Raw genomic sequence first — 19037 nt, 5'->3', positions numbered from 1 at the left:
CAACGAACCCAGATTTGAGGAAATCCAAATGAACCAGGAACTGACAACCAACCCGTTCAACCCGCTGGCGTCGCAGAAGATTTTTGACGAGATCAAGGTGTCGCTCGCGTCGCCGGAACGGATTCTGTCGTGGTCCTATGGCGAAATCAAAAAGCCTGAGACCATCAACTACCGGACCTTCAAGCCCGAGCGCGACGGCCTGTTCTGCGCCCGTATCTTTGGCCCGATCAAAGACTACGAATGCCTCTGCGGCAAATACAAGCGCATGAAGTATCGCGGCGTCGTCTGCGAGAAATGCGGTGTCGAAGTGACGCTCCAGAAGGTGCGCCGCGAGCGTATGGGCCACATCGAACTGGCTGCGCCCGTCGCGCACATCTGGTTCCTGAAGTCGCTACCCAGCCGGATCGGCCTCATGCTCGACATGACGCTGCGCGATCTCGAGCGGATTCTCTACTTCGAGAACTACGTTGTGATCGAGCCGGGTCTGACGGACCTTCAGTACGGTCAGCTCATGTCCGAAGAAGAGTTCAACGACGCCCAGGACACCTATGGTGCCGACGCCTTCCAGGCGAACATCGGTGCCGAAGCGATCCGTGAAATGCTGTCGATGATCGACCTCGAGCAGGAAGCCGAAACGCTGCGCGCCGATCTGGCCGAAGCGACCGGCGAGTTGAAGCCGAAGAAGATCATCAAGCGTCTGAAAGTCGTGGAAAGCTTCATCGAATCCGGCAACCGCCCGGAGTGGATGATCCTGACCGTGATTCCGGTCATTCCGCCGGAACTGCGCCCGCTGGTGCCGCTGGACGGTGGCCGGTTCGCGACCTCGGACCTCAATGACCTGTATCGCCGCGTCATCAACCGGAACAACCGCCTCAAGCGGCTGATCGAATTGCGCGCGCCGGACATCATCGTGCGCAACGAAAAGCGGATGCTTCAGGAATCCGTGGACGCTCTGTTTGACAACGGCCGTCGTGGCCGCGTCATCACGGGGGCCAACAAGCGCCCGCTGAAGTCGCTGTCGGACATGCTGAAAGGTAAGCAGGGTCGCTTCCGTCAGAACCTTCTGGGGAAACGCGTCGACTTCTCCGGTCGTTCGGTCATCGTGACCGGCCCGGAGCTGAAACTGCACCAGTGCGGTCTGCCCAAGAAGATGGCGCTCGAACTGTTCAAGCCGTTCATCTATTCGCGGCTCGAGGCCAAAGGTCTGTCTTCGACCGTGAAGCAGGCCAAGAAACTGGTCGAAAAAGAACGCCCCGAAGTTTGGGATATCCTCGACGAAGTCATCCGTGAGCACCCGGTTCTTCTGAACCGCGCGCCCACGCTGCACCGTCTTGGTATTCAGGCGTTCGAACCCACGCTGATCGAAGGCAAGGCCATCCAGCTTCACCCGCTCGTCTGTTCGGCGTTCAACGCCGACTTCGACGGTGACCAGATGGCTGTGCACGTCCCGCTCTCGCTGGAAGCCCAGCTTGAAGCGCGCGTTCTGATGATGTCGACGAACAACGTGCTGTCGCCCGCCAACGGCGCGCCGATCATCGTTCCGTCGCAGGACATGATCCTTGGCCTCTATTACATCACGATGGAGCGCAAAGGCATGGTCGGCGAAGGCATGGTCTTTGCCGACGTGGACGAAGTGCAGCACGCGCTGAACGCTGGTGAAGTGCACCTGCACGCCAAGGTCTCGGCCCGCATCAAGCAGATCGACGAAGAAGGTCAGGAAGTTTACCAGCGGTTCGAAACCACGCCGGGCCGTATCCTTCTGGGGGCGCTCCTGCCGCTCAACGCCAAGGCGCCCTTCGACCTCGTGAACCGCCTCCTGCGGAAGAAAGAGGTGCAGCAGGTCATCGACACCGTCTACCGCTACTGCGGTCAGAAAGAGTCGGTCATCTTCTGCGACCAGATCATGTCCATGGGCTTCAAGGAAGCGTTCAAGGCCGGCATCTCGTTCGGTAAGGACGACATGGTCATCCCGGACTCCAAGTGGACCATCGTGGACGGTGTCCGCGAGCAGGTGAAAGAGTTCGAACAGCAGTACATGGACGGCCTCATCACCCTTGGCGAGAAATACAACAAGGTGGTCGATGCCTGGTCGAAGTGTTCCGATCAGGTCGCCGACGCGATGATGGGCGAAATCTCGGCTGTGCGCGTCGACGACACGGGCGCTGAGATGGAGCCGAACTCGGTCTATATGATGTCGCACTCCGGTGCGCGGGGTTCGCCGGCACAGATGAAGCAGCTGGGCGGTATGCGTGGTCTTATGGCCAAGCCGTCGGGCGAGATCATCGAAACGCCGATCATCTCGAACTTTAAAGAAGGCCTTACCGTGCTCGAGTACTTCAACTCGACCCACGGCGCCCGTAAGGGTCTGGCCGATACCGCGCTCAAGACCGCGAACTCGGGTTACCTGACCCGTCGTCTCGTGGACGTGGCGCAGGACTGCATCGTGCGTGACATCGACTGCGGCACCGAAAACGCGATCACGGCTTCGGCTGCGGTCAACGACGGTGAAGTGGTCGCGACGCTGGCCGAGCGCATTCTTGGCCGCGTGTCGGCGGATGACGTTCTGCACCCGGCGACGGGCGAAGTGCTGGTCGCGAAGAACGAGCTGATCGACGAGCGCAAGGCGGACATCATCGAGGAGGCCGGTGTCGCCTCGATGCGCATTCGCTCGCCGCTGACCTGTGAAGCCGACGAAGGCGTCTGCGCCAACTGCTATGGTCGTGACCTCGCCCGCGGCACCCGCGTCAACGTGGGTGAAGCGGTCGGCATCATCGCCGCGCAGTCGATCGGTGAACCGGGCACGCAGCTGACGATGCGGACCTTCCACATCGGCGGTATCGCCCAAGGTGGTCAGCAGTCGTTCCAGGAAGCCGGTCAGGAAGGTGTGATCGAGTTCCGCAATGCCAACACCCTGACCAACGCGTCGGGTGAGCTCATCATCATGGGCCGCAACATGCAGGTTGCGATCATGGATGAGAACGGCGTGGAGCGTGCGAGCTACAAACCGGGCTACGGGTCCAAGCTGTTCGTCGAGGACAAGCAGAAGATCAAGCGCGGCGACAAGCTGTTCGAGTGGGACCCGTACACCCTCCCGATCATCGCGGAAGCGGCGGGTCAGGTGAAGTTCGTCGACCTCGTGTCGGGCATCTCCGTCCGTGACGAAACCGACGATGCGACGGGCATGACCCAGAAGATCGTGTCGGACTGGCGTTCGGCGCCGCGTGGTTCGGACCTCAAGCCCGAACTTATTCTCGCGGGTCCGGACGGCGAGCCGGTGCGCAACGATCAGGGCAACCCGATCACCTACCCGATGTCGGTCGACGCCATTCTGTCGGTCGAGGATCAGTCGGACGTGCAGGCCGGTGACGTCATCGCGCGTATCCCGCGTGAAGGCGCGAAGACTAAGGACATCACCGGTGGTCTGCCGCGTGTGGCCGAACTCTTCGAAGCGCGTCGTCCGAAAGATCACGCGATCATCGCCGAGATCGACGGTTACGTGCGCTTTGGCCGCGACTACAAGAACAAGCGTCGCATCGCGATCGAGCCGTCGGATGAGAGCCTGGAGACCGTGGAATACATGGTGCCGAAGGGCAAACACATCCCGGTGGCCGAGGGCGACTTCATCCAGAAGGGCGAATACATCATGGACGGCAACCCCGCCCCCCATGATATTCTCGCCATTATGGGTGTCGAGGCGCTTGCCGAGTACATGATCGACGAAGTGCAGGACGTGTATCGACTGCAAGGCGTGAAGATCAACGACAAGCACATCGAAGTCATCGTGCGCCAGATGCTCCAGAAGTGGGAGATCATGGAAAGCGGTGAAACGACGCTCCTCAAGGGCGAGCATGTCGACAAGGCAGAGTTCGACGCGGCCAACGAAAAGGCGCTCGAGCGCGGCAAACGTCCGGCGGAAGGCCAGCCCATCCTGCTCGGGATCACCAAGGCGTCGCTGCAAACCCGCAGCTTCATCTCGGCGGCCTCGTTCCAGGAAACGACGCGGGTTCTTACCGAGGCATCGGTGCAGGGCAAGCGCGACAAGCTGGTCGGCCTCAAGGAAAACGTCATCGTGGGCCGCCTGATCCCGGCGGGCACCGGCGGCGCGACCATGAAGGTCCGCCACATCGCGCAGGAGCGTGACCGCAAGGTCATCGAAGAAGCGCGGGCCGAGGCCGAAGCGGCGGCGGCACTGGCTGCCCCCGAGGAAGAGATCGATCCGTTCGGCGATTCCGGTCTGGTCGAAACGCCCGAAGCCGGCGGCGACGAACAGTCCTAAGGCTTTGACATGAAAAGGAAAGCCCCGCCGATCCGGCGGGGCTTTCTTGTTTTTGGAAGCAGGTAACGTGCGTCGGCGCGGGTGCCGGACCCTATTGCTCGATCGCGTAGAACTTCCCGTTGTCGAGCGCGAAGTCGAAGCCCCCGGTGCCGCTGCCTGTCGTCGTGCCGGTCATGGCGCTCGCGCGGCCCTCGCTCTTGAGGTTGCGGAAATCGCCGTTGAACCGGAGCGTCGCGTCGGATTCGAGACCGGTCGAGTTGTCGCGAATGTTGTCGGTGCCGTTCGCGGCCAGACCCGTGCCCGTCACGGTGCCGTTCAGAAACACCTCACCCGCGAAGGTGCGGTTCTGCGATCCATCGGCATTGTAGAGTGCGATTTCATCCACCGTGCCGCTGACGACCCCGGTGTTGAAGCTCTCGACGGTCATGTTCACCGCGCCGGTCATGAACCCCGCGATGTCGCCGGTCACGTCCGCACCGAAGCCGCCGAGATAGTCGGCGCTTCCCGAGTTCGGCATGGTCGTGGTCGCTTCCTGACCCCTGACATACTGGAACGCGGACTGGAAATCGGCCTCGCCCGTGGCGTCGTCCAGCCGGGAGACGTCGATTCCCGGCGATGTGTCGAGAAGTTCGGCGCCCTGGCCGTTCGTGGCCCTGCCGCCGAAAATACTGCATCCGCCAACAGCGGTGCACGCGGCCAGAGCCGCGGTAATCTGAAGAAGTTTCATTGTCTGCTCGCCTCAAATGCGGTTAGGGTCGAGACCGTTGTTCGGTCTTCGAAATTGGGCCGAGTATCCGCCCAAAACCGCTTTTAAGCAAGGTTTTCCGGCTTTGTGCGCCGGTGCCGCGGATTCTGGCGCATCAGCGTTGACAAGCTATCCGACTCCCCATATACGGCGCGCACCCGGGCAAAGGGATACGTGTATCCGACCGCCCGTCTACAGATATGAAGTGGCCACGATCCGGGCCTTGTTGCCCCGATCCTCTGATTATCCACCGCGTCGCCCCGGCTGACTGGGGCGGGGGCGGTTCATTGCGTTTTTTGGACGCGAAAGACGCAAGTCGACTGAAACCGGGGCGCGCGCCCCATGAACATAAGTGTTGCAACACGGGGAACGAAGCCCAATGCCCACGATCCAACAGCTGATCCGCAAGCCGCGTCAGCCCAAAGTCAAACGCTCCAAGTCCCAGCACCTGGAATCCTGCCCGCAGAAGCGTGGTGTCTGCACGCGCGTCTACACGACGACGCCGAAGAAGCCGAACTCCGCTATGCGTAAAGTCGCCAAGGTCCGTCTGACCAACGGCTACGAAGTCATCAGCTACATCCCCGGTGAAAGCCACAACCTGCAAGAGCACTCCGTCGTGCTCATCCGTGGCGGCCGTGTGAAAGACCTTCCGGGTGTCCGTTACCACATCCTTCGCGGTGTGCTCGACACCCAGGGCGTCAAAGATCGTAAGCAGCGTCGTTCGAAGTACGGCGCGAAGCGTCCGAAGTAAGGAGAGACTGGTATGTCCCGTCGTCACGCTGCTGAGAAGCGCGAAATTCTGCCTGACGCCAAGTACGGCGATAAGGTTCTGACCAAGTTCATGAACAACCTCATGGTCGACGGCAAGAAGTCTGCCGCCGAGAAGATCGTCTACAACGCGCTTGGTCGCGTCGAAGACAAGGTGAAGCGGGCTCCGGTGGAAATCTTCCACGAGGCGCTCGACAACATCAAGCCGTCGGTCGAGGTTCGCTCGCGCCGCGTTGGTGGTGCCACCTATCAGGTTCCCGTCGAAGTGCGCCCCGAGCGTCGTGAAGCTCTGGCGATCCGCTGGCTCATCACCGCCTGCCGCGCCCGCAACGAGAACACGATGGAAGAGCGCCTTGCCGGCGAGCTGCTCGACGCAGTCAACGGTCGCGGCACCGCCGTGAAGAAGCGTGAAGACACCCACAAGATGGCCGACGCCAACCGTGCGTTCAGCCATTACCGCTGGTAACCGAACACCGATAGAGGCCCATTCCAATGGCACGCGTATATCCCCTCCAACGCTACCGTAACTTCGGCATCATGGCTCACATCGATGCCGGCAAGACCACGACCACGGAGCGCATCCTGTATTACACCGGCCGGTCGCATAAGATCGGTGAGGTGCACGACGGTGCGGCCACCATGGACTGGATGGAGCAGGAGCAGGAGCGGGGGATCACCATCACCTCGGCTGCGACCACGACCTTCTGGCAGTGGCAGGAAGACCCGACCGAAGAAGGGACCGATGACACGAAGTTCCGCTTCAACATCATCGACACCCCCGGCCACGTGGACTTCACCATCGAAGTCGAGCGTTCGCTCGCCGTTCTCGACGGCGCCGTCGCGCTGCTCGACGGTAACGCCGGTGTCGAGCCGCAGACCGAAACCGTGTGGCGTCAGGCTGACCGCTACAAGGTTCCGCGTCTGGTGTTCGTCAACAAGATGGACAAGATCGGTGCCGACTTCTTCAACTGCGTCGAGATGATCAAGGACCGCACCGGTGCGACGCCGGTCCCCGTGAACTTCCCGATCGGCGCCGAAGACAAGCTCGAAGGCATCGTCGACCTCGTGACCATGGAAGAGTGGGTCTGGCAGGGCGAAGACCTGGGCGCCTCCTGGGTGCGCCAGCCGATCCGTGACGACCTCAAGGATCTGGCCGACGAGTGGCGTTCGCACCTCATCGAAAACGCCGTCGAAATGGACGACGACGCGATGATGGAATACCTCGAAGGCAACGAGCCCGACATTCCGACCCTGCGGTCGCTGATCCGCAAGGGCTGCCTCGACCTGAAATTCGTTCCGGTTCTGGGTGGTTCGGCGTTCAAGAACAAAGGCGTTCAGCCGCTGCTCAACGCGGTCGTCGACTTCCTGCCGAGCCCGCTCGACGTGGTCGACTACATGGGCTTCGCGCCGGACGACGAAACCGAAGAGCGCAACATCGCCCGCCGTGCGGACGACGAGATGCCGTTCTCGGCGCTGGCGTTCAAAATCATGAACGACCCGTTCGTCGGCTCGCTGACCTTCACCCGGATCTACTCGGGCAAGCTCAACAAGGGCGACAACATCCTCAACTCGACCAAGGGCAAGAAAGAGCGCATCGGTCGTATGATGATGATGCACTCGAACGACCGGGAAGAGATCGAAGAGGCGTTCGCGGGCGACATCATCGCGCTGGCCGGTCTGAAAGAGACCACCACGGGTGACACGCTCTGTGCCTCGAACGCGCCGGTCGTGCTTGAAACCATGACCTTCCCCGATCCGGTCATCGAGATCGCGGTCGAGCCTAAAACCAAGGCCGACCAAGAGAAGATGTCCCAGGGCCTTCAGCGTCTTGCCGCCGAAGACCCCTCCTTCCGCGTCGAAACCGACCTCGAGTCCGGTCAGACGATCATGAAGGGCATGGGCGAACTTCACCTCGACATTCTCGTCGATCGTCTGAAGCGCGAGTTCAAGGTCGAAGCCAACATCGGTGCGCCGCAGGTGGCTTACCGTGAGACCATCGGTCACGAGATCGAGCACACCTACACCCACAAGAAACAGTCGGGTGGTTCGGGTCAGTTCGCTGAAGTGAAGCTGGTGATCTCGCCGACCGAGCCGGGAGAAGGCTACTCGTTCGAGTCGAAGATCGTCGGTGGTGCGGTTCCGAAGGAATACGTGCCGGGCGTCGAAAAGGGCATCAAGTCGGTCATGGACTCTGGTCCGCTCGCCGGCTTCCCGGTCATCGACTTCAAGGTCGCGCTGCTGGACGGTAAGTTCCACGATGTCGACTCGTCGGTTCTCGCGTTCGAAATCGCGTCGCGGATGTGTATGCGCGAAGGTCTGCGCAAGGCCGGTGCGAAGCTGCTCGAACCGATGATGAAGGTCGAAGTCGTGACGCCGGAAGAATACACCGGCAACATCATCGGCGACCTCACCTCCCGTCGTGGTCAGGTGTCGGGGCAGGAGCCGCGCGGCAACGCCGTTGCGATCAACGCCTTCGTGCCGCTGGCCAACATGTTCGGCTACATCAACAACCTGCGTTCCATGTCCTCGGGCCGCGCGCAGTTCACGATGCAGTTCGACCACTACGAACCGGTTCCGGCGAACATCTCGGAAGAGATCCAGTCGAAGTACGCATAAGCAGCGGTGCGGGGGAGCCCCCGCACCCTACCACCCCGTAGGGTGCGCCTCGGGCGCACCGCCAATGATAAGGAGGCCATCATGGCTAAGGAAAAGTTTGCACGTAACAAACCGCACGTGAACGTGGGCACCATCGGCCACGTTGACCACGGCAAGACGACGCTGACGGCGGCGATCACGAAGTACTTCGGTGACTTCAAAGCCTACGACCAGATCGACGGCGCACCGGAAGAGAAAGCGCGCGGGATCACGATCTCGACGGCGCACGTGGAATACGAGACGGACGCGCGTCACTACGCCCACGTCGACTGCCCCGGCCACGCCGACTACGTGAAGAACATGATTACCGGCGCGGCCCAGATGGACGGCGGCATCCTCGTGGTGAACGCGGCCGACGGCCCGATGCCGCAGACCCGTGAGCACATCCTGCTCGCCCGTCAGGTCGGCGTGCCGGCGCTGGTCGTGTTCCTGAACAAGGTCGACCAGGTCGACGACGAAGAGCTGCTCGAGCTCGTCGAAATGGAAGTCCGCGAACTGCTCTCCGAGTACGAATTCCCGGGCGACGACATTCCGATCATCGCGGGTTCGGCTCTGGCCGCTCTCGAAGGCCGTGACCCGGAAATCGGCGAAGAGAAGATCAAGGAACTGATGGCGGCCGTCGACGACTTCATCCCGACGCCGGAGCGCGCCGTGGATCAGCCGTTCCTCATGCCGATCGAAGACGTGTTCTCGATCTCGGGCCGCGGCACCGTCGTGACCGGCCGTGTCGAGCGTGGCGTGATCAACGTGGGCGACGAACTGGAAATCGTCGGCATCAAGGACACCAAGAAGACGACCTGCACGGGCGTGGAAATGTTCCGCAAGCTGCTGGATCGTGGTGAAGCCGGCGACAACATCGGTGCGCTGCTGCGCGGTATCGACCGTGATGCGGTCGAGCGTGGTCAGGTTCTGTGCAAGCCGGGTTCGGTGAAGCCGCACACGAAGTTCGAGTGCGAGGTCTACATCCTGACGAAGGATGAAGGCGGCCGTCACACCCCGTTCTTCGCCAACTACCGCCCGCAGTTCTACTTCCGCACGACGGACGTGACCGGCACGGTCGAGCTTCCCTCGGGCACCGAGATGGTGATGCCGGGCGACAACCTGAAGTTCACCGTCGAGCTGATCGCCCCGATCGCCATGGAAGACGGCCTCCGCTTCGCCATCCGCGAAGGCGGCCGCACCGTGGGTTCCGGCGTCGTCTCGAAAATCCTCGAGTAATTAACGGGTTCGACGAGGGCTTCCGGATGAGCCGGAGGTCCTCCTCTCAACTGAAAAGGACAAGACAATGGCCATTCAAAGCCAGAACATCCGGATCCGCCTGAAGGCGTTCGACTACCGCGTGCTGGACGCCAGCACGCAGGAGATCGTTGCGACCGCCAAGCGGACCGGTGCGCAGGTGCGCGGGCCGATCCCGCTGCCGAACAAGATCGAAAAGTTCACGGTTCTCCGTGGGCCGCACATCGACAAGAAATCGCGCGATCAGTTCGAGATCCGGACGCACAAGCGTCTGCTCGACATCGTGGACCCGACCCCGCAGACCGTGGACGCGCTGATGAAGCTCGACCTCGCTGCCGGCGTCGACGTGCAGATTTCCGTTTAAGGAGGGCATGAGTAATGATGCGCTCTGGTGTTATCGCAAAAAAGGTCGGCATGACCCGCCTCTTCCTCGAAGACGGTAAGCAAGTGCCGGTCACCGTTCTGCAACTCGACGGGTTGCAGGTCGTGGCCCAGCGGACGACCGAGAAGGACGGCTACACCGCCGTTCAGCTTGGCGCCGGTTCGGCCAAGGCCAAACGGACGTCCAAAGCCATGCGTGGCCACTTCGCCACCGCCAACGTTGCGCCCAAGCGCAAGGTTGCCGAGTTCCGCGTGGATGCCGAGAACCTGATCAACGTGGGTGAAGAGATCACCGCTGACCATTACTTCGCGGGTCAGTTCGTGGACGTCTCGGGCACCTCGATCGGTAAAGGCTTCGCCGGTGCCATGAAGCGGCACAACTTCGGTGGTCTGCGCGCCTCGCACGGTGTGTCGATCTCCCACCGTTCGCACGGTTCGACGGGTCAGTGTCAGGACCCGGGCCGCGTGTTCAAGGGCAAGAAGATGGCCGGTCACATGGGTGCTGCACGTGTCACCACCCAGAACCTCCAAGTCGTGAAGACGGACAGCGAACGCGGTCTGATCATGATCAAAGGTGCCGTTCCGGGTTCCAAAGGTGGCTGGGTCACCATCAAGGACGCCGTGAAGAAGCCGTTCCCCGAGAACGCCATTCTCCCGGCTGCCCTGAAGTCCGCCGCTGAAGAAGCTGCGAAAGCCGCGGAAGAAGCCGCTGCCGCCGCTGCCGCCGAGGCGGAAGAGGAAGCCAAGCGTCTGGCCGAAGAGCAGGCTGCTGCCGAAGAGGCCGCCCTGAAGGAAGCCGAAGCCGAGATCGACGCCGAAAAGGGTGAAGATGCCGGCTCCGACGCCGAGAAGAAGGAAGGCGACGAATGAAACTCGACGTGATCAAACTGGACGGCGGCAAAGCCGGGTCGGTCGAGCTGGACGAGGCCCTTTTCGGGCTCGAGCCGCGCGCCGACATCCTGCACCGTGTGGTCCGCTGGCAGCGCAACAACGCGCAGCAGGGCACCCACAAGGTGAAAACCCGCTCGGAAACCAGCTACTCGACCAAGAAGATCTATCGCCAGAAGGGCACCGGTGGCGCACGCCACGGCGACCGCAACGCGCCGATCTTCCGCAAGGGTGGTATCTACAAGGGTCCGACCCCGCGCTCGCACGGGCATGAGCTGACGAAGAAATTCCGCAAGCTCGGCCTCAAGCACGCGCTCTCCGCCAAGGCGCAGGAAGGTGCGATCGTCGTGATCGACACCGCCGAAGCCGACGGCAAGACCAAGGTGCTGGCCAAGCTGGTCAAGGATCTGGGCTGGAAGCGCGCGCTCATCATCGACGGTGCCGAGGTGAACGAAAACTTCGCCAAGGCCGCGCGCAACATCGAAGGTCTCGATGTGCTGCCGTCGATGGGCGCCAACGTCTATGACATCCTCAAGCGTGACACGCTCGTGCTCACGAAAGCGGGTGTCGAAGCTCTGGAGGCTCGTCTGAAATGACCGACAAAGCCGCACTCTACGACGTGATCCGCAAGCCGATCATCACCGAGAAATCCACCATGGCCTCCGAGGCCAACGCCGTGGTGTTCGAAGTGGCGATCGACGCGAACAAGCCGCTCATCAAGGAAGCGGTGGAAACGCTCTTCGGTGTCAAGGTGAAGGCCGTGAACACGACCGTCACCAAAGGCAAGCAGAAGCGGTTCCGGGGCCAGATGGGCCGCCGCAACGACGTCAAGAAAGCCTATGTTACCCTCGAAGAGGGCAACACGATCGACGTGACCACCGGTCTGTGATCGTGTCGGCGGGCAAACCCGCCACACAAAGACTTGAGCCCTCCAGCCCAGGCTGGGGGGCTTTTTCTTTTGTGATAGGATAAGCATCTGGAACACGCTGCCGGGCGATTCCGTTTTGAACGGGACAGGGACCGGCACACCAATCCGTCAGCCGGTTCGACAAGAAGGAACCTCGCCATGCTCACTCGCCGTCATTTCGTGATGACCACCACCGCACTGTTCTCGGCCCCGATCGCCGCCTGGGCACAGGACGAGGACGCAGAAGCGACCGTCGAGACGCCGGCGGAAACGACAGAGGCCGAAGCGGCAGCGCCCACGCCGCCGCGCCCGACATCGAACCCGGCCAACTGGGACCGGTGGGACGCGCAGATCACCCCTGCGGGCTACGATCCGGCCACGTCGAACCCCTGGGGGCTGGCCCCGCGCTTCCTGCCCCGTCGGGTCGAGGCCAATCCCGGCCTCACCCCCGGCGATCTGCATGTCGATGCCGTCGCGCGGTATCTCTACCACATCGAAGCGGGCGGGACCGCGATGCGCTATGGCGTCGCCATCGCACGCGGCAACCTGTACGAGCCGGGGGTCTACACCGTCGGGCGCAAGGCGAAGTGGCCGATCTGGACACCCACCGCCGCGATGATCAAACGCGATCCGCACCTCTACAAGCAGCACGAGAACGGGATGAGTGGCGGACCCCGCAACCCGCTCGGCTCACGGGCCTTCTATCTCTACGAAGGCAACCGCGACACGCTCCTGCGCATCCACGGCTCGCCTTCGCCGGGGTCGATCGGCGGTCGCGCAAGTTCCGGCTGCGTGCGCATGGTGATGGCCCATATCAACGACCTGTATCCGCAGGTCTACAAGGGCGCGACGGCGCATCTGCATCCGCCGGAGCGCATCACCGCCGCAAGCTGATCTTACGCAGGCGCCGGGTCGCCCGGTGCCCGCGTGCAGATCGGGCGGCCGTCGCGGGTGCGCAGCGGCAGATAGGTCGTCTCGACCGGGCCGAAATACTGGTATTCGTAACACCCGTCCAATTCGTTGATCCTGACCGAATTCAGGTTCTGACCCGGCGCCGCGAGTTCGGCGATCCGTTCCGGCACGTTCGAGATTGTGCCTTGCGAAGCGCCTACCGTGGTCGTCGCGGGCATATCGCATGCCGCAAGGGTCAGGGGCAGCGCGGCCAGCGCGATGATCGTTTTCGTCTTCATGGCGATCTCCTGTATCTTGCCCGCACCTTCGGGGAACAAGGGCGGAATGGCCAGTGCAATTTCCCGTGGGGCCGTGAGGCTGCAACACGGCGCTTTGCGTGTTCCGGTTGCCGACGGACGAACCCCGACCCACCCCGGTCGACGAGATCGCCCGCGTGCCCAAGCCCAAGGCGCGGCGCACCGGGCGAGAGGCATTCCGACCTCAGCTTTCCGCGTGCGCCTTGAAGTTGTTCAGGATCGCCTGCCAGCCGCCCCGTTGCATTTCGACATCGTTTTCCGTTTCGGCGTCGAACACTGTCGTCACCTGCGTTTGGCCGCCGATGGGTTCGAAGGTCGTGGTGACCATGCGCCCGTCCTCAAGCCTGTAGGTGAGGGACCGTTCCGGCGTGATGTCGGTATAGATCGCCTCGAAATCGAAGCCGAAGCTGCCGTCCTTCGCCTCCATCCGGGCCGAATACTTGCCGCCGATCTGCATGTCGTTCGAGGCGGACGGGCAGCACCAGTCGTCTGACGCGAAGTTCCAGCGCGTGATGTGGTCCGGGTCGGTTTAGCGGGCCCAGACGGTTTCGACGGGGGCGTCGACCGTGGCGTCGATGGTGATTTTCTCGGTGGACATGGGTTATCCTTTCAAGATCTCGATGAGGTCGTCCAAGGTCACGTAGGTGGCGCCAAGCCCTTCCTCCATGCCCATGTCGATCACGGTTTGCAGGCCCTCGGGCGAGCCATAGTCGATGACGGTGCGCACGATCGTGCGGTCGCCCGCCTCCTCGAACGTGATGACCCAGTCGGCGACGGGCAGGTCGGTGTTCGGCGCGCCCGTCGCATCGGAAAAGGCGTCGCGGGTCGTATACCGCTCTTGCGGGTCGATGGCGATATAGTCGGTCCATCCCCAGTATTCGGTGCCTTCGTCGTCATACATGGCGTAGTGCCAATGCCCGCCCTCGCGAAACTCCATGCTCGCGGTCTTGGTCTTGAGCGGCTTGGGGGCGAACCATTTCTCGAGCAGTTCCTGCTTGGTGTAGCAGTCCCAGATCAGGTCGCGAGGACCGGCGAATTCGCGCTTGATGCGCAGGGTATGGCCCGGCACGTCGGCCAGGAACTGAAATTGCAGGTCACTCTTCATTTTTTTTCTCCCTGTAGCGCCGCAACCAGATCGTCCAGTTGGGCGTATCGGCCTTGCCAAAACGCGCGTTGCTCTTCGAACCACCTTTCGGTCGCGATCATGGTCGCGGGATCGAGCGCGCAGGTGCGCACACGGCCCACCTTGTCGCTTTTCACCAGCCCCGCCGCCTCAAGCACGCTCAGGTGCTTCATGAAGGCGGGCAGGCCCATGTCATGCGGCGCGGCCAGATCGCTGACCGTCGCCTCGCCTTTGACCAGCGCCTGCAACACCGCCCTGCGGGTCGGATCGGCGAGCGCGTGAAAGACGGCATCGAGGTTCGGTTCATTGTTCTCCATGTGGTGAAGTATCCGGCGAGTCGGATAGTTCTGTCAATGGTGAAGTGTTGACCCGTTGGCGACCGGCGGGCAGGGGCCTATTCTGGGCGCGCGAACAGGAGGCCCCAAATGGCAAAGCACCGCATATTCGGCATCAGTTTCGGAAGCGTCTATCCGCATTACATCACCAAGGCCGAAAAGAAGGGGCGCACCAAGGAAGAGGTGGATGAAATCATTCACTGGCTCACCGGCTACGACGACGACGGTCTGGGCCGGGTGCTGGAGGAAAAAACGGATTTCGAGACGTTCTTCGGAGAAGCCCCCGCATTGAACCCGGCCCGGTCCGAGATCAAAGGCGTCATCTGCGGCGTCCGGGTCGAGGAGATCGAAGACCCGCTGATGCAGGAGATCCGCTATCTCGACAAGCTGATCGACGAATTGGCGCGGGGGAAGAAGATGGAGAAGATATTGCGGGGGTGAGCTTCGAGCCGGGCTCGCAGTAGCGCCCGCAGCACCGGGCGCCAGCGCCATCCCGATCAGACCCGGCGGCGTTTCGTGCGTTCAGGCATGCCCTTTGCCAAGGGGCTGCGCGCGGCACAATCGGCGACGCCGCACTGGACACATCCCCACAACACCGCTATAGCGCAACGGTCCATGGCCCCGGGATTCGTTCCGGGGTCTTTGACTTATTGAATTCGGCCACCTTCGGGGGGCTACACCCGGGCACCGCTCAGCGAGCAAAGCCCACACACAGACAGGCGGGGCACGCACCCCGCTGCAAAGCAACGGAAGACAGAAAGCATGGCACTCAAGTCGTATAAACCGACGACGCCGGGCCAGCGTGGGCTGGTTCTGATCGACCGTTCGGAGCTTTGGAAAGGACGTCCCGTCAAATCCCTCACCGAGGGTCTGACGAAGTCGGGCGGCCGGAACAACACCGGACGGATCACCTCTCGCCGCCGTGGCGGTGGCGCGAAGCGTCTTTACCGGATCGTTGATTTCAAACGGAACAAGTTTGACGTCGCGGCCACCGTGGAACGGATCGAATACGACCCGAACCGCACCGCCTTCATCGCCCTCGTGAAATACGAAGACGGCGAGCAGGCTTACATCCTCGCGCCGCAGCGCCTCGCCGTTGGCGACAGCGTCGTCGCGGGCCAGAAGGTCGACATCAAGCCGGGCAACGCGATGCCGTTCTCGGGCCTGCCGATCGGCACCATCGTTCACAACATCGAGCTGAAGCCGGGCAAGGGCGGTCAGATCGCGCGCGCCGCGGGCACCTATGCCCAGTTCGTCGGTCGTGACGGTGGCTACGCCCAGATCCGCCTGTCCTCGGGCGAGCTGCGCATGGTCCGTCAGGAATGCATGGCCACCGTCGGTGCCGTGTCGAACCCCGACAACTCGAACCAGAACCTCGGCAAAGCCGGCCGCGTCCGCCACATGGGCAAGCGTCCGTCGGTCCGTGGTGTTGCGATGAACCCGATCGACCACCCGCACGGTGGTGGTGAAGGCCGCACCTCTGGTGGTCGTACCCCGGTTACCCCGTGGGGCAAGGACACCAAGGGCAAGCGCACCCGCAACAAGAACAAGGCGTCGCAGAAGCTGATCATCCGCTCGCGTCACGCCAAGAAGAAGGGCCGGTAATCTATGGCACGTGCTGTATGGAAGGGGCCTTTTGTCGACTCTTACGTCCTCAAGAAGGCCGAGAAGGCGCGCGAAAGCGGCCGCAACGAAGTCATCAAGATCTGGTCGCGCCGTTCGACGATCCTGCCCCAGTTCGTGGGTCTGACGTTTGGCGTGTACAACGGGCAGAAGCACATCCCCGTTAACGTGACCGAGGAAATGATCGGACAGAAATTCGGTGAATATTCGCCGACCCGTACCTACTACGGGCATGCTGCCGACAAAAAAGCGAAGCGGAAGTAAGTCATGGGCAAGGAAAAGAACCCCCGCCGCGTGGCAGACAACGAAGCAATGGCAAAACTGCGCATGCTTCGCACCAGCCCGCAGAAACTGAACCTCGTGGCCGCGATGATCCGCGGCAAGAAGGTCGAAAAGGCTCTGGCCGATCTGACCTTCTCGAAAAAGCGGATCGCCGTCGACGTGAAGAAATGCCTTCAGTCGGCCATCGCGAACGCCGAGAACAACCACAACCTCGACGTCGACGAACTGGTCGTCGCCGAAGCGTTCGTGGGCAAGAACCTTGTCATGAAGCGCGGTCGCCCGCGTGCCCGTGGCCGTTATGGCCGCATCAACAAGCCGTTCTCGGAACTCACCATCAAGGTGCGTCAAGTTGAGGAGCAAGCCTAATGGGTCAGAAAGTCAATCCGATCGGCATGCGCCTTCAGGTCAACCGCACCTGGGACAGCCGCTGGTACGCCGATACCAACGAATACGGTGATCTCCTTCTTGAAGACCTCAAGATCCGTGAGTTCATCAAGGAAGAGTGCAAGCAGGCCGGCGTCAGCCGTGTGATTATCGAGCGTCCGCACAAGAAGTGCCGCGTCACGATCCACACTGCCCGTCCGGGTGTCATCATCGGCAAGAAAGGCGCGGACATCGAAGTGCTCCGCAAGAAGCTTGCCAAGATGACGGACAGCGAACTGCACCTGAACATCGTGGAAGTGCGCAAGCCGGAACTCGACGCGCAGCTGGTGGCCGAATCCATCGCCCAGCAGCTCGAGCGTCGTGTGTCGTTCCGTCGCGCGATGAAACGTGCCGCTCAGAACTCCATGCGCATGGGTGCCCTCGGCATCCGCGTGAACTGCGCTGGTCGTCTGGGTGGTGCCGAAATCGCACGGACCGAGTGGCTTCGCGAAGGTCGTGTGCCGCTGCACACGCTCCGCGCCGACATCGATTACGCCCTGGCCGAAGCCAAGACCCCCTACGGGATCATCGGCATCAAGGTCTGGATCTTCAAAGGCGAGATCATGGAGCATGATCCCTCCGCACGTGATCGTAAGCAACAAGAGCTCCAGGACGGTCCGGCCCCCCGCGGTGCCGGTGGCCGCCGCTAAGGAGGAACTGAGATGCTACAACCGAAGCGCACAAAATTCCGCAAGATGCACAAGGGCCGGATCAAGGGTCAGGCCAAGGGTGGCTCTGACCTGAACTTCGGCACCTACGGCCTGAAGGCTCTCGAGCCTGAGCGTGTGACCGCACGCCAGATCGAAGCCGCCCGTCGTGCCATGACGCGTCACATGAAGCGTCAGGGCCGTGTCTGGATCCGCATTTTCCCGGACGTTCCGATCTCGGCCAAGCCGATCGAAGTTCGTATGGGTAAAGGTAAGGGTTCGGTCGACCGCTGGGCCGCCAAGGTCAAGCCGGGCCGCGTGATGTTCGAAATCGACGGCGTGTCCGACGAGATCGCGCGCGAAGCCCTGCGTCTGGCCGCGATGAAGCTGCCGATCAAAACCCGCACCGTGGTCCGGGAGGACTGGTGATCGGGTTTCGGGCATGGGCCCGAGCGAAGACATTTGGAAACCCCCGGCGCGCGCATCGGGGGTTTTTCTTTGTCCTGCGTATCGCGCGGCCTAGGCTGGGCTCAGGGAGGACCAGACCATGACCACACCGGAAGACCGACTTGCCGCGCTCGGCCTGACCCTGCCACCGCCCGCGACCAGGCCGCCAGGCGTCGCGCTGCCGTTTACATTCGTGAACGTCCGGGGCCAGCGCGCTGTGTTCTCAGGCCACCTGCGCCATGACATGACCGGCAAGATCGACGGCCTCTATGGTCGGTTCGGCGAAACCCACGACACCGACGCAGGATACGCGGCGGCGCGTGGCGTGGCCCTGTCCGTGCTGGCGAACATGAAGGACGAGTTGGGCGAGTTGTCCCGGATCGCAGGCTGGGTGCGCGTGTTCGCGATGGTCACCTCGACCCCGGAAATCACCGACCAGCATCTGGTCGCCAACGGGTTCAGCGACCTCATCATCGAGGTTTTCGGCCCGGACGCAAGCCGCCACGCCCGCTCGGCCCTCGGCGTCGCATCGCTCCCCATGGGCTTCGCGATGGAGATCGAGGGCGAGGTGCTGTTGCGGGGGTAGTTGGGGCGAGCGAGGGGCTAAGTGGACGGCTCGTGAGTCGAGTTCGCGCCTCAGGCCCTTGGTACGGTCGCGATGGAGATGCCGATCCCGACCCGCAACATAGTCCGCGAGGTCTAGCAAAGGGGTGGTGGGGTGAAACTCCATCATTATGAAATCAGAAACCCCCGGTGGCGACACCGGGGGTCTTGTTTTACTCGACCAAGACGTCAGAAAGCTCATCTGCCTCGAGTATGATAGTGAAGTCGCGTGTCTCTATCTGTTGAAGGACACTCTCTCCTCCCGCTTCACGGTATCTAGCATCTATGTCGCGAAAGACGTTCTTCGACAGGCGGTCTGCGTCATACCAAAGATAGAGTTCCCAGAAGTAGAACTTGGCGAAGCCAACTCTGTAAAGTTCCTCGATCCGATTTTCCAAATTAGCATCATGACGTTTTTGCATTGTGTGGATTTGCCCTTTTTGAGTTGACAGTGGACTATAAATAGCAGTTCTTAAAAAAATAGCAAGCA

22 protein-coding genes and 1 pseudogene are annotated in these 19037 nt (G+C 61.9%); 18 read left to right on the top strand and 5 right to left on the bottom strand.

Going from position 1 to position 19037, the window contains the following annotated elements:
- The first annotated feature begins 28 nt into the window (after positions 1-28).
- Positions 29-4276: a DNA-directed RNA polymerase subunit beta' gene (rpoC, locus tag RB2654_RS11395; protein WP_008331620.1), complete on the top strand. Its 4248-nt coding sequence runs from the start codon at positions 29-31 to the stop codon at positions 4274-4276.
- Between the two features lie 91 nt (positions 4277-4367).
- Here rpoC and RB2654_RS11390 read toward each other — a convergent pair whose 3' ends face one another.
- Complete coding sequence (locus RB2654_RS11390) at positions 4368-5003, bottom strand: hypothetical protein (RefSeq protein ID WP_008331618.1); 636 nt, start codon at positions 5001-5003, stop codon at positions 4368-4370.
- Between the two features lie 397 nt (positions 5004-5400).
- Here RB2654_RS11390 and rpsL point away from each other — a divergent pair, with 397 nt between their 5' ends.
- From rpsL to RB2654_RS11345, 9 genes are all read left to right on the top strand, one after another.
- Entirely contained in the window at positions 5401-5772 is a 372-nt protein-coding gene (gene rpsL, locus RB2654_RS11385) for a 30S ribosomal protein S12 (protein WP_008331617.1), read from the top strand.
- 12 nt (positions 5773-5784) lie between these two features.
- Positions 5785-6255, top strand: coding sequence for a 30S ribosomal protein S7 (gene rpsG, locus RB2654_RS11380; RefSeq protein WP_008331616.1), 471 nt, complete (start codon positions 5785-5787; stop codon positions 6253-6255).
- Between the two features lie 26 nt (positions 6256-6281).
- Complete coding sequence (gene fusA / locus RB2654_RS11375) at positions 6282-8405, top strand: elongation factor G (protein WP_008331615.1); 2124 nt, start codon at positions 6282-6284, stop codon at positions 8403-8405.
- 81 nt (positions 8406-8486) lie between these two features.
- The gene (gene tuf, locus RB2654_RS11370; RefSeq protein WP_008331614.1) at positions 8487-9662 is read left to right on the top strand and encodes an elongation factor Tu; all 1176 of its coding nucleotides are present in this window, start codon (positions 8487-8489) and stop codon (positions 9660-9662) included.
- Between the two features lie 73 nt (positions 9663-9735).
- A complete protein-coding gene (gene rpsJ / locus RB2654_RS11365; protein ID WP_040885642.1) occupies positions 9736-10044 on the top strand; it encodes a 30S ribosomal protein S10 in 309 nt (102 codons plus the stop codon).
- A gap of 14 nt (positions 10045-10058) precedes the next feature.
- Positions 10059-10931 carry a 50S ribosomal protein L3 gene (gene rplC / locus RB2654_RS11360; RefSeq protein WP_008331609.1) on the top strand — a complete coding sequence of 291 codons (873 nt, stop codon included), beginning with the start codon at positions 10059-10061 and terminating at the stop codon, positions 10929-10931.
- Complete coding sequence (gene rplD, locus RB2654_RS11355; protein WP_008331607.1) at positions 10928-11545, top strand: 50S ribosomal protein L4; 618 nt, start codon at positions 10928-10930, stop codon at positions 11543-11545. The genes rplC and rplD overlap by 4 nt, the downstream gene beginning before the upstream one ends.
- On the top strand, positions 11542-11838 hold the full coding sequence (locus RB2654_RS11350) for a 50S ribosomal protein L23 (RefSeq protein WP_008331605.1): 297 nt from the start codon (positions 11542-11544) through the stop codon (positions 11836-11838). Before rplD ends, RB2654_RS11350 begins: the two co-directional genes overlap by 4 nt.
- A 177-nt stretch (positions 11839-12015) precedes the next feature.
- On the top strand, positions 12016-12750 hold the full coding sequence (locus tag RB2654_RS11345; protein ID WP_040884761.1) for a L,D-transpeptidase: 735 nt from the start codon (positions 12016-12018) through the stop codon (positions 12748-12750).
- Positions 12751-12752: 2 nt separating this feature from the next.
- On the opposite strand, the gene RB2654_RS11340 is transcribed toward RB2654_RS11345, so the two are convergent.
- The 4 genes and pseudogenes from RB2654_RS11340 to RB2654_RS11325 all read right to left on the bottom strand — a co-directional run bounded on the left by RB2654_RS11340 (position 12753) and on the right by RB2654_RS11325 (position 14504).
- On the bottom strand, positions 12753-13046 hold the full coding sequence (locus tag RB2654_RS11340) for a hypothetical protein (RefSeq protein ID WP_040884759.1): 294 nt from the start codon (positions 13044-13046) through the stop codon (positions 12753-12755).
- Positions 13047-13248: 202 nt separating this feature from the next.
- Positions 13249-13581, bottom strand: a pseudogene (locus RB2654_RS11335) (SRPBCC domain-containing protein); the annotation flags it as partial.
- 84 nt (positions 13582-13665) lie between these two features.
- Positions 13666-14169, bottom strand: coding sequence for an SRPBCC family protein (locus RB2654_RS11330; RefSeq protein ID WP_008331588.1), 504 nt, complete (start codon positions 14167-14169; stop codon positions 13666-13668).
- Positions 14166-14504 (bottom strand): ArsR/SmtB family transcription factor, encoded by a 339-nt coding sequence (locus RB2654_RS11325; protein WP_008331586.1) that lies wholly within the window; start codon positions 14502-14504, stop codon positions 14166-14168. Before RB2654_RS11325 ends, RB2654_RS11330 begins: the two co-directional genes overlap by 4 nt.
- Before the next feature lie 108 nt (positions 14505-14612).
- Here RB2654_RS11325 and RB2654_RS11320 point away from each other — a divergent pair, with 108 nt between their 5' ends.
- The 8 genes from RB2654_RS11320 to RB2654_RS23405 all read left to right on the top strand — a co-directional run bounded on the left by RB2654_RS11320 (position 14613) and on the right by RB2654_RS23405 (position 18996).
- A complete protein-coding gene (locus RB2654_RS11320) occupies positions 14613-14963 on the top strand; it encodes a DUF2200 domain-containing protein (RefSeq protein ID WP_008331584.1) in 351 nt (116 codons plus the stop codon).
- 321 nt (positions 14964-15284) lie between these two features.
- A complete protein-coding gene (gene rplB / locus RB2654_RS11315; RefSeq protein WP_008331582.1) occupies positions 15285-16127 on the top strand; it encodes a 50S ribosomal protein L2 in 843 nt (280 codons plus the stop codon).
- A 3-nt stretch (positions 16128-16130) separates the two neighbouring features.
- Positions 16131-16409, top strand: coding sequence for a 30S ribosomal protein S19 (gene rpsS / locus RB2654_RS11310; RefSeq protein WP_008331580.1), 279 nt, complete (start codon positions 16131-16133; stop codon positions 16407-16409).
- A gap of 3 nt (positions 16410-16412) precedes the next feature.
- A complete protein-coding gene (gene rplV, locus RB2654_RS11305) occupies positions 16413-16793 on the top strand; it encodes a 50S ribosomal protein L22 (protein ID WP_008331578.1) in 381 nt (126 codons plus the stop codon).
- The gene (gene rpsC, locus RB2654_RS11300) at positions 16793-17500 is read left to right on the top strand and encodes a 30S ribosomal protein S3 (RefSeq protein ID WP_008331577.1); all 708 of its coding nucleotides are present in this window, start codon (positions 16793-16795) and stop codon (positions 17498-17500) included. The genes rplV and rpsC overlap by 1 nt, the downstream gene beginning before the upstream one ends.
- 12 nt (positions 17501-17512) lie before the next feature.
- The gene (gene rplP, locus RB2654_RS11295) at positions 17513-17926 is read left to right on the top strand and encodes a 50S ribosomal protein L16 (protein ID WP_008331576.1); all 414 of its coding nucleotides are present in this window, start codon (positions 17513-17515) and stop codon (positions 17924-17926) included.
- A gap of 118 nt (positions 17927-18044) precedes the next feature.
- Positions 18045-18530, top strand: a complete 486-nt coding sequence (locus RB2654_RS11290; protein ID WP_008331574.1) for a RidA family protein — start codon at positions 18045-18047, stop codon at positions 18528-18530.
- A 148-nt stretch (positions 18531-18678) separates the two neighbouring features.
- Positions 18679-18996, top strand: a complete 318-nt coding sequence (locus RB2654_RS23405; protein WP_148912668.1) for a hypothetical protein — start codon at positions 18679-18681, stop codon at positions 18994-18996.
- Positions 18997-19037 lie beyond the last annotated feature (41 nt).

Origin of the sequence: Maritimibacter alkaliphilus HTCC2654 (assembly GCF_000152805.1) — a bacterium.
GTDB classification, from domain to species: Bacteria; Pseudomonadota; Alphaproteobacteria; order Rhodobacterales; family Rhodobacteraceae; genus Maritimibacter; species Maritimibacter alkaliphilus.
The sequence above is the reverse complement of the archived record's forward strand: the minus strand, read 5'-3'. Positions and strand labels throughout refer to the sequence as shown.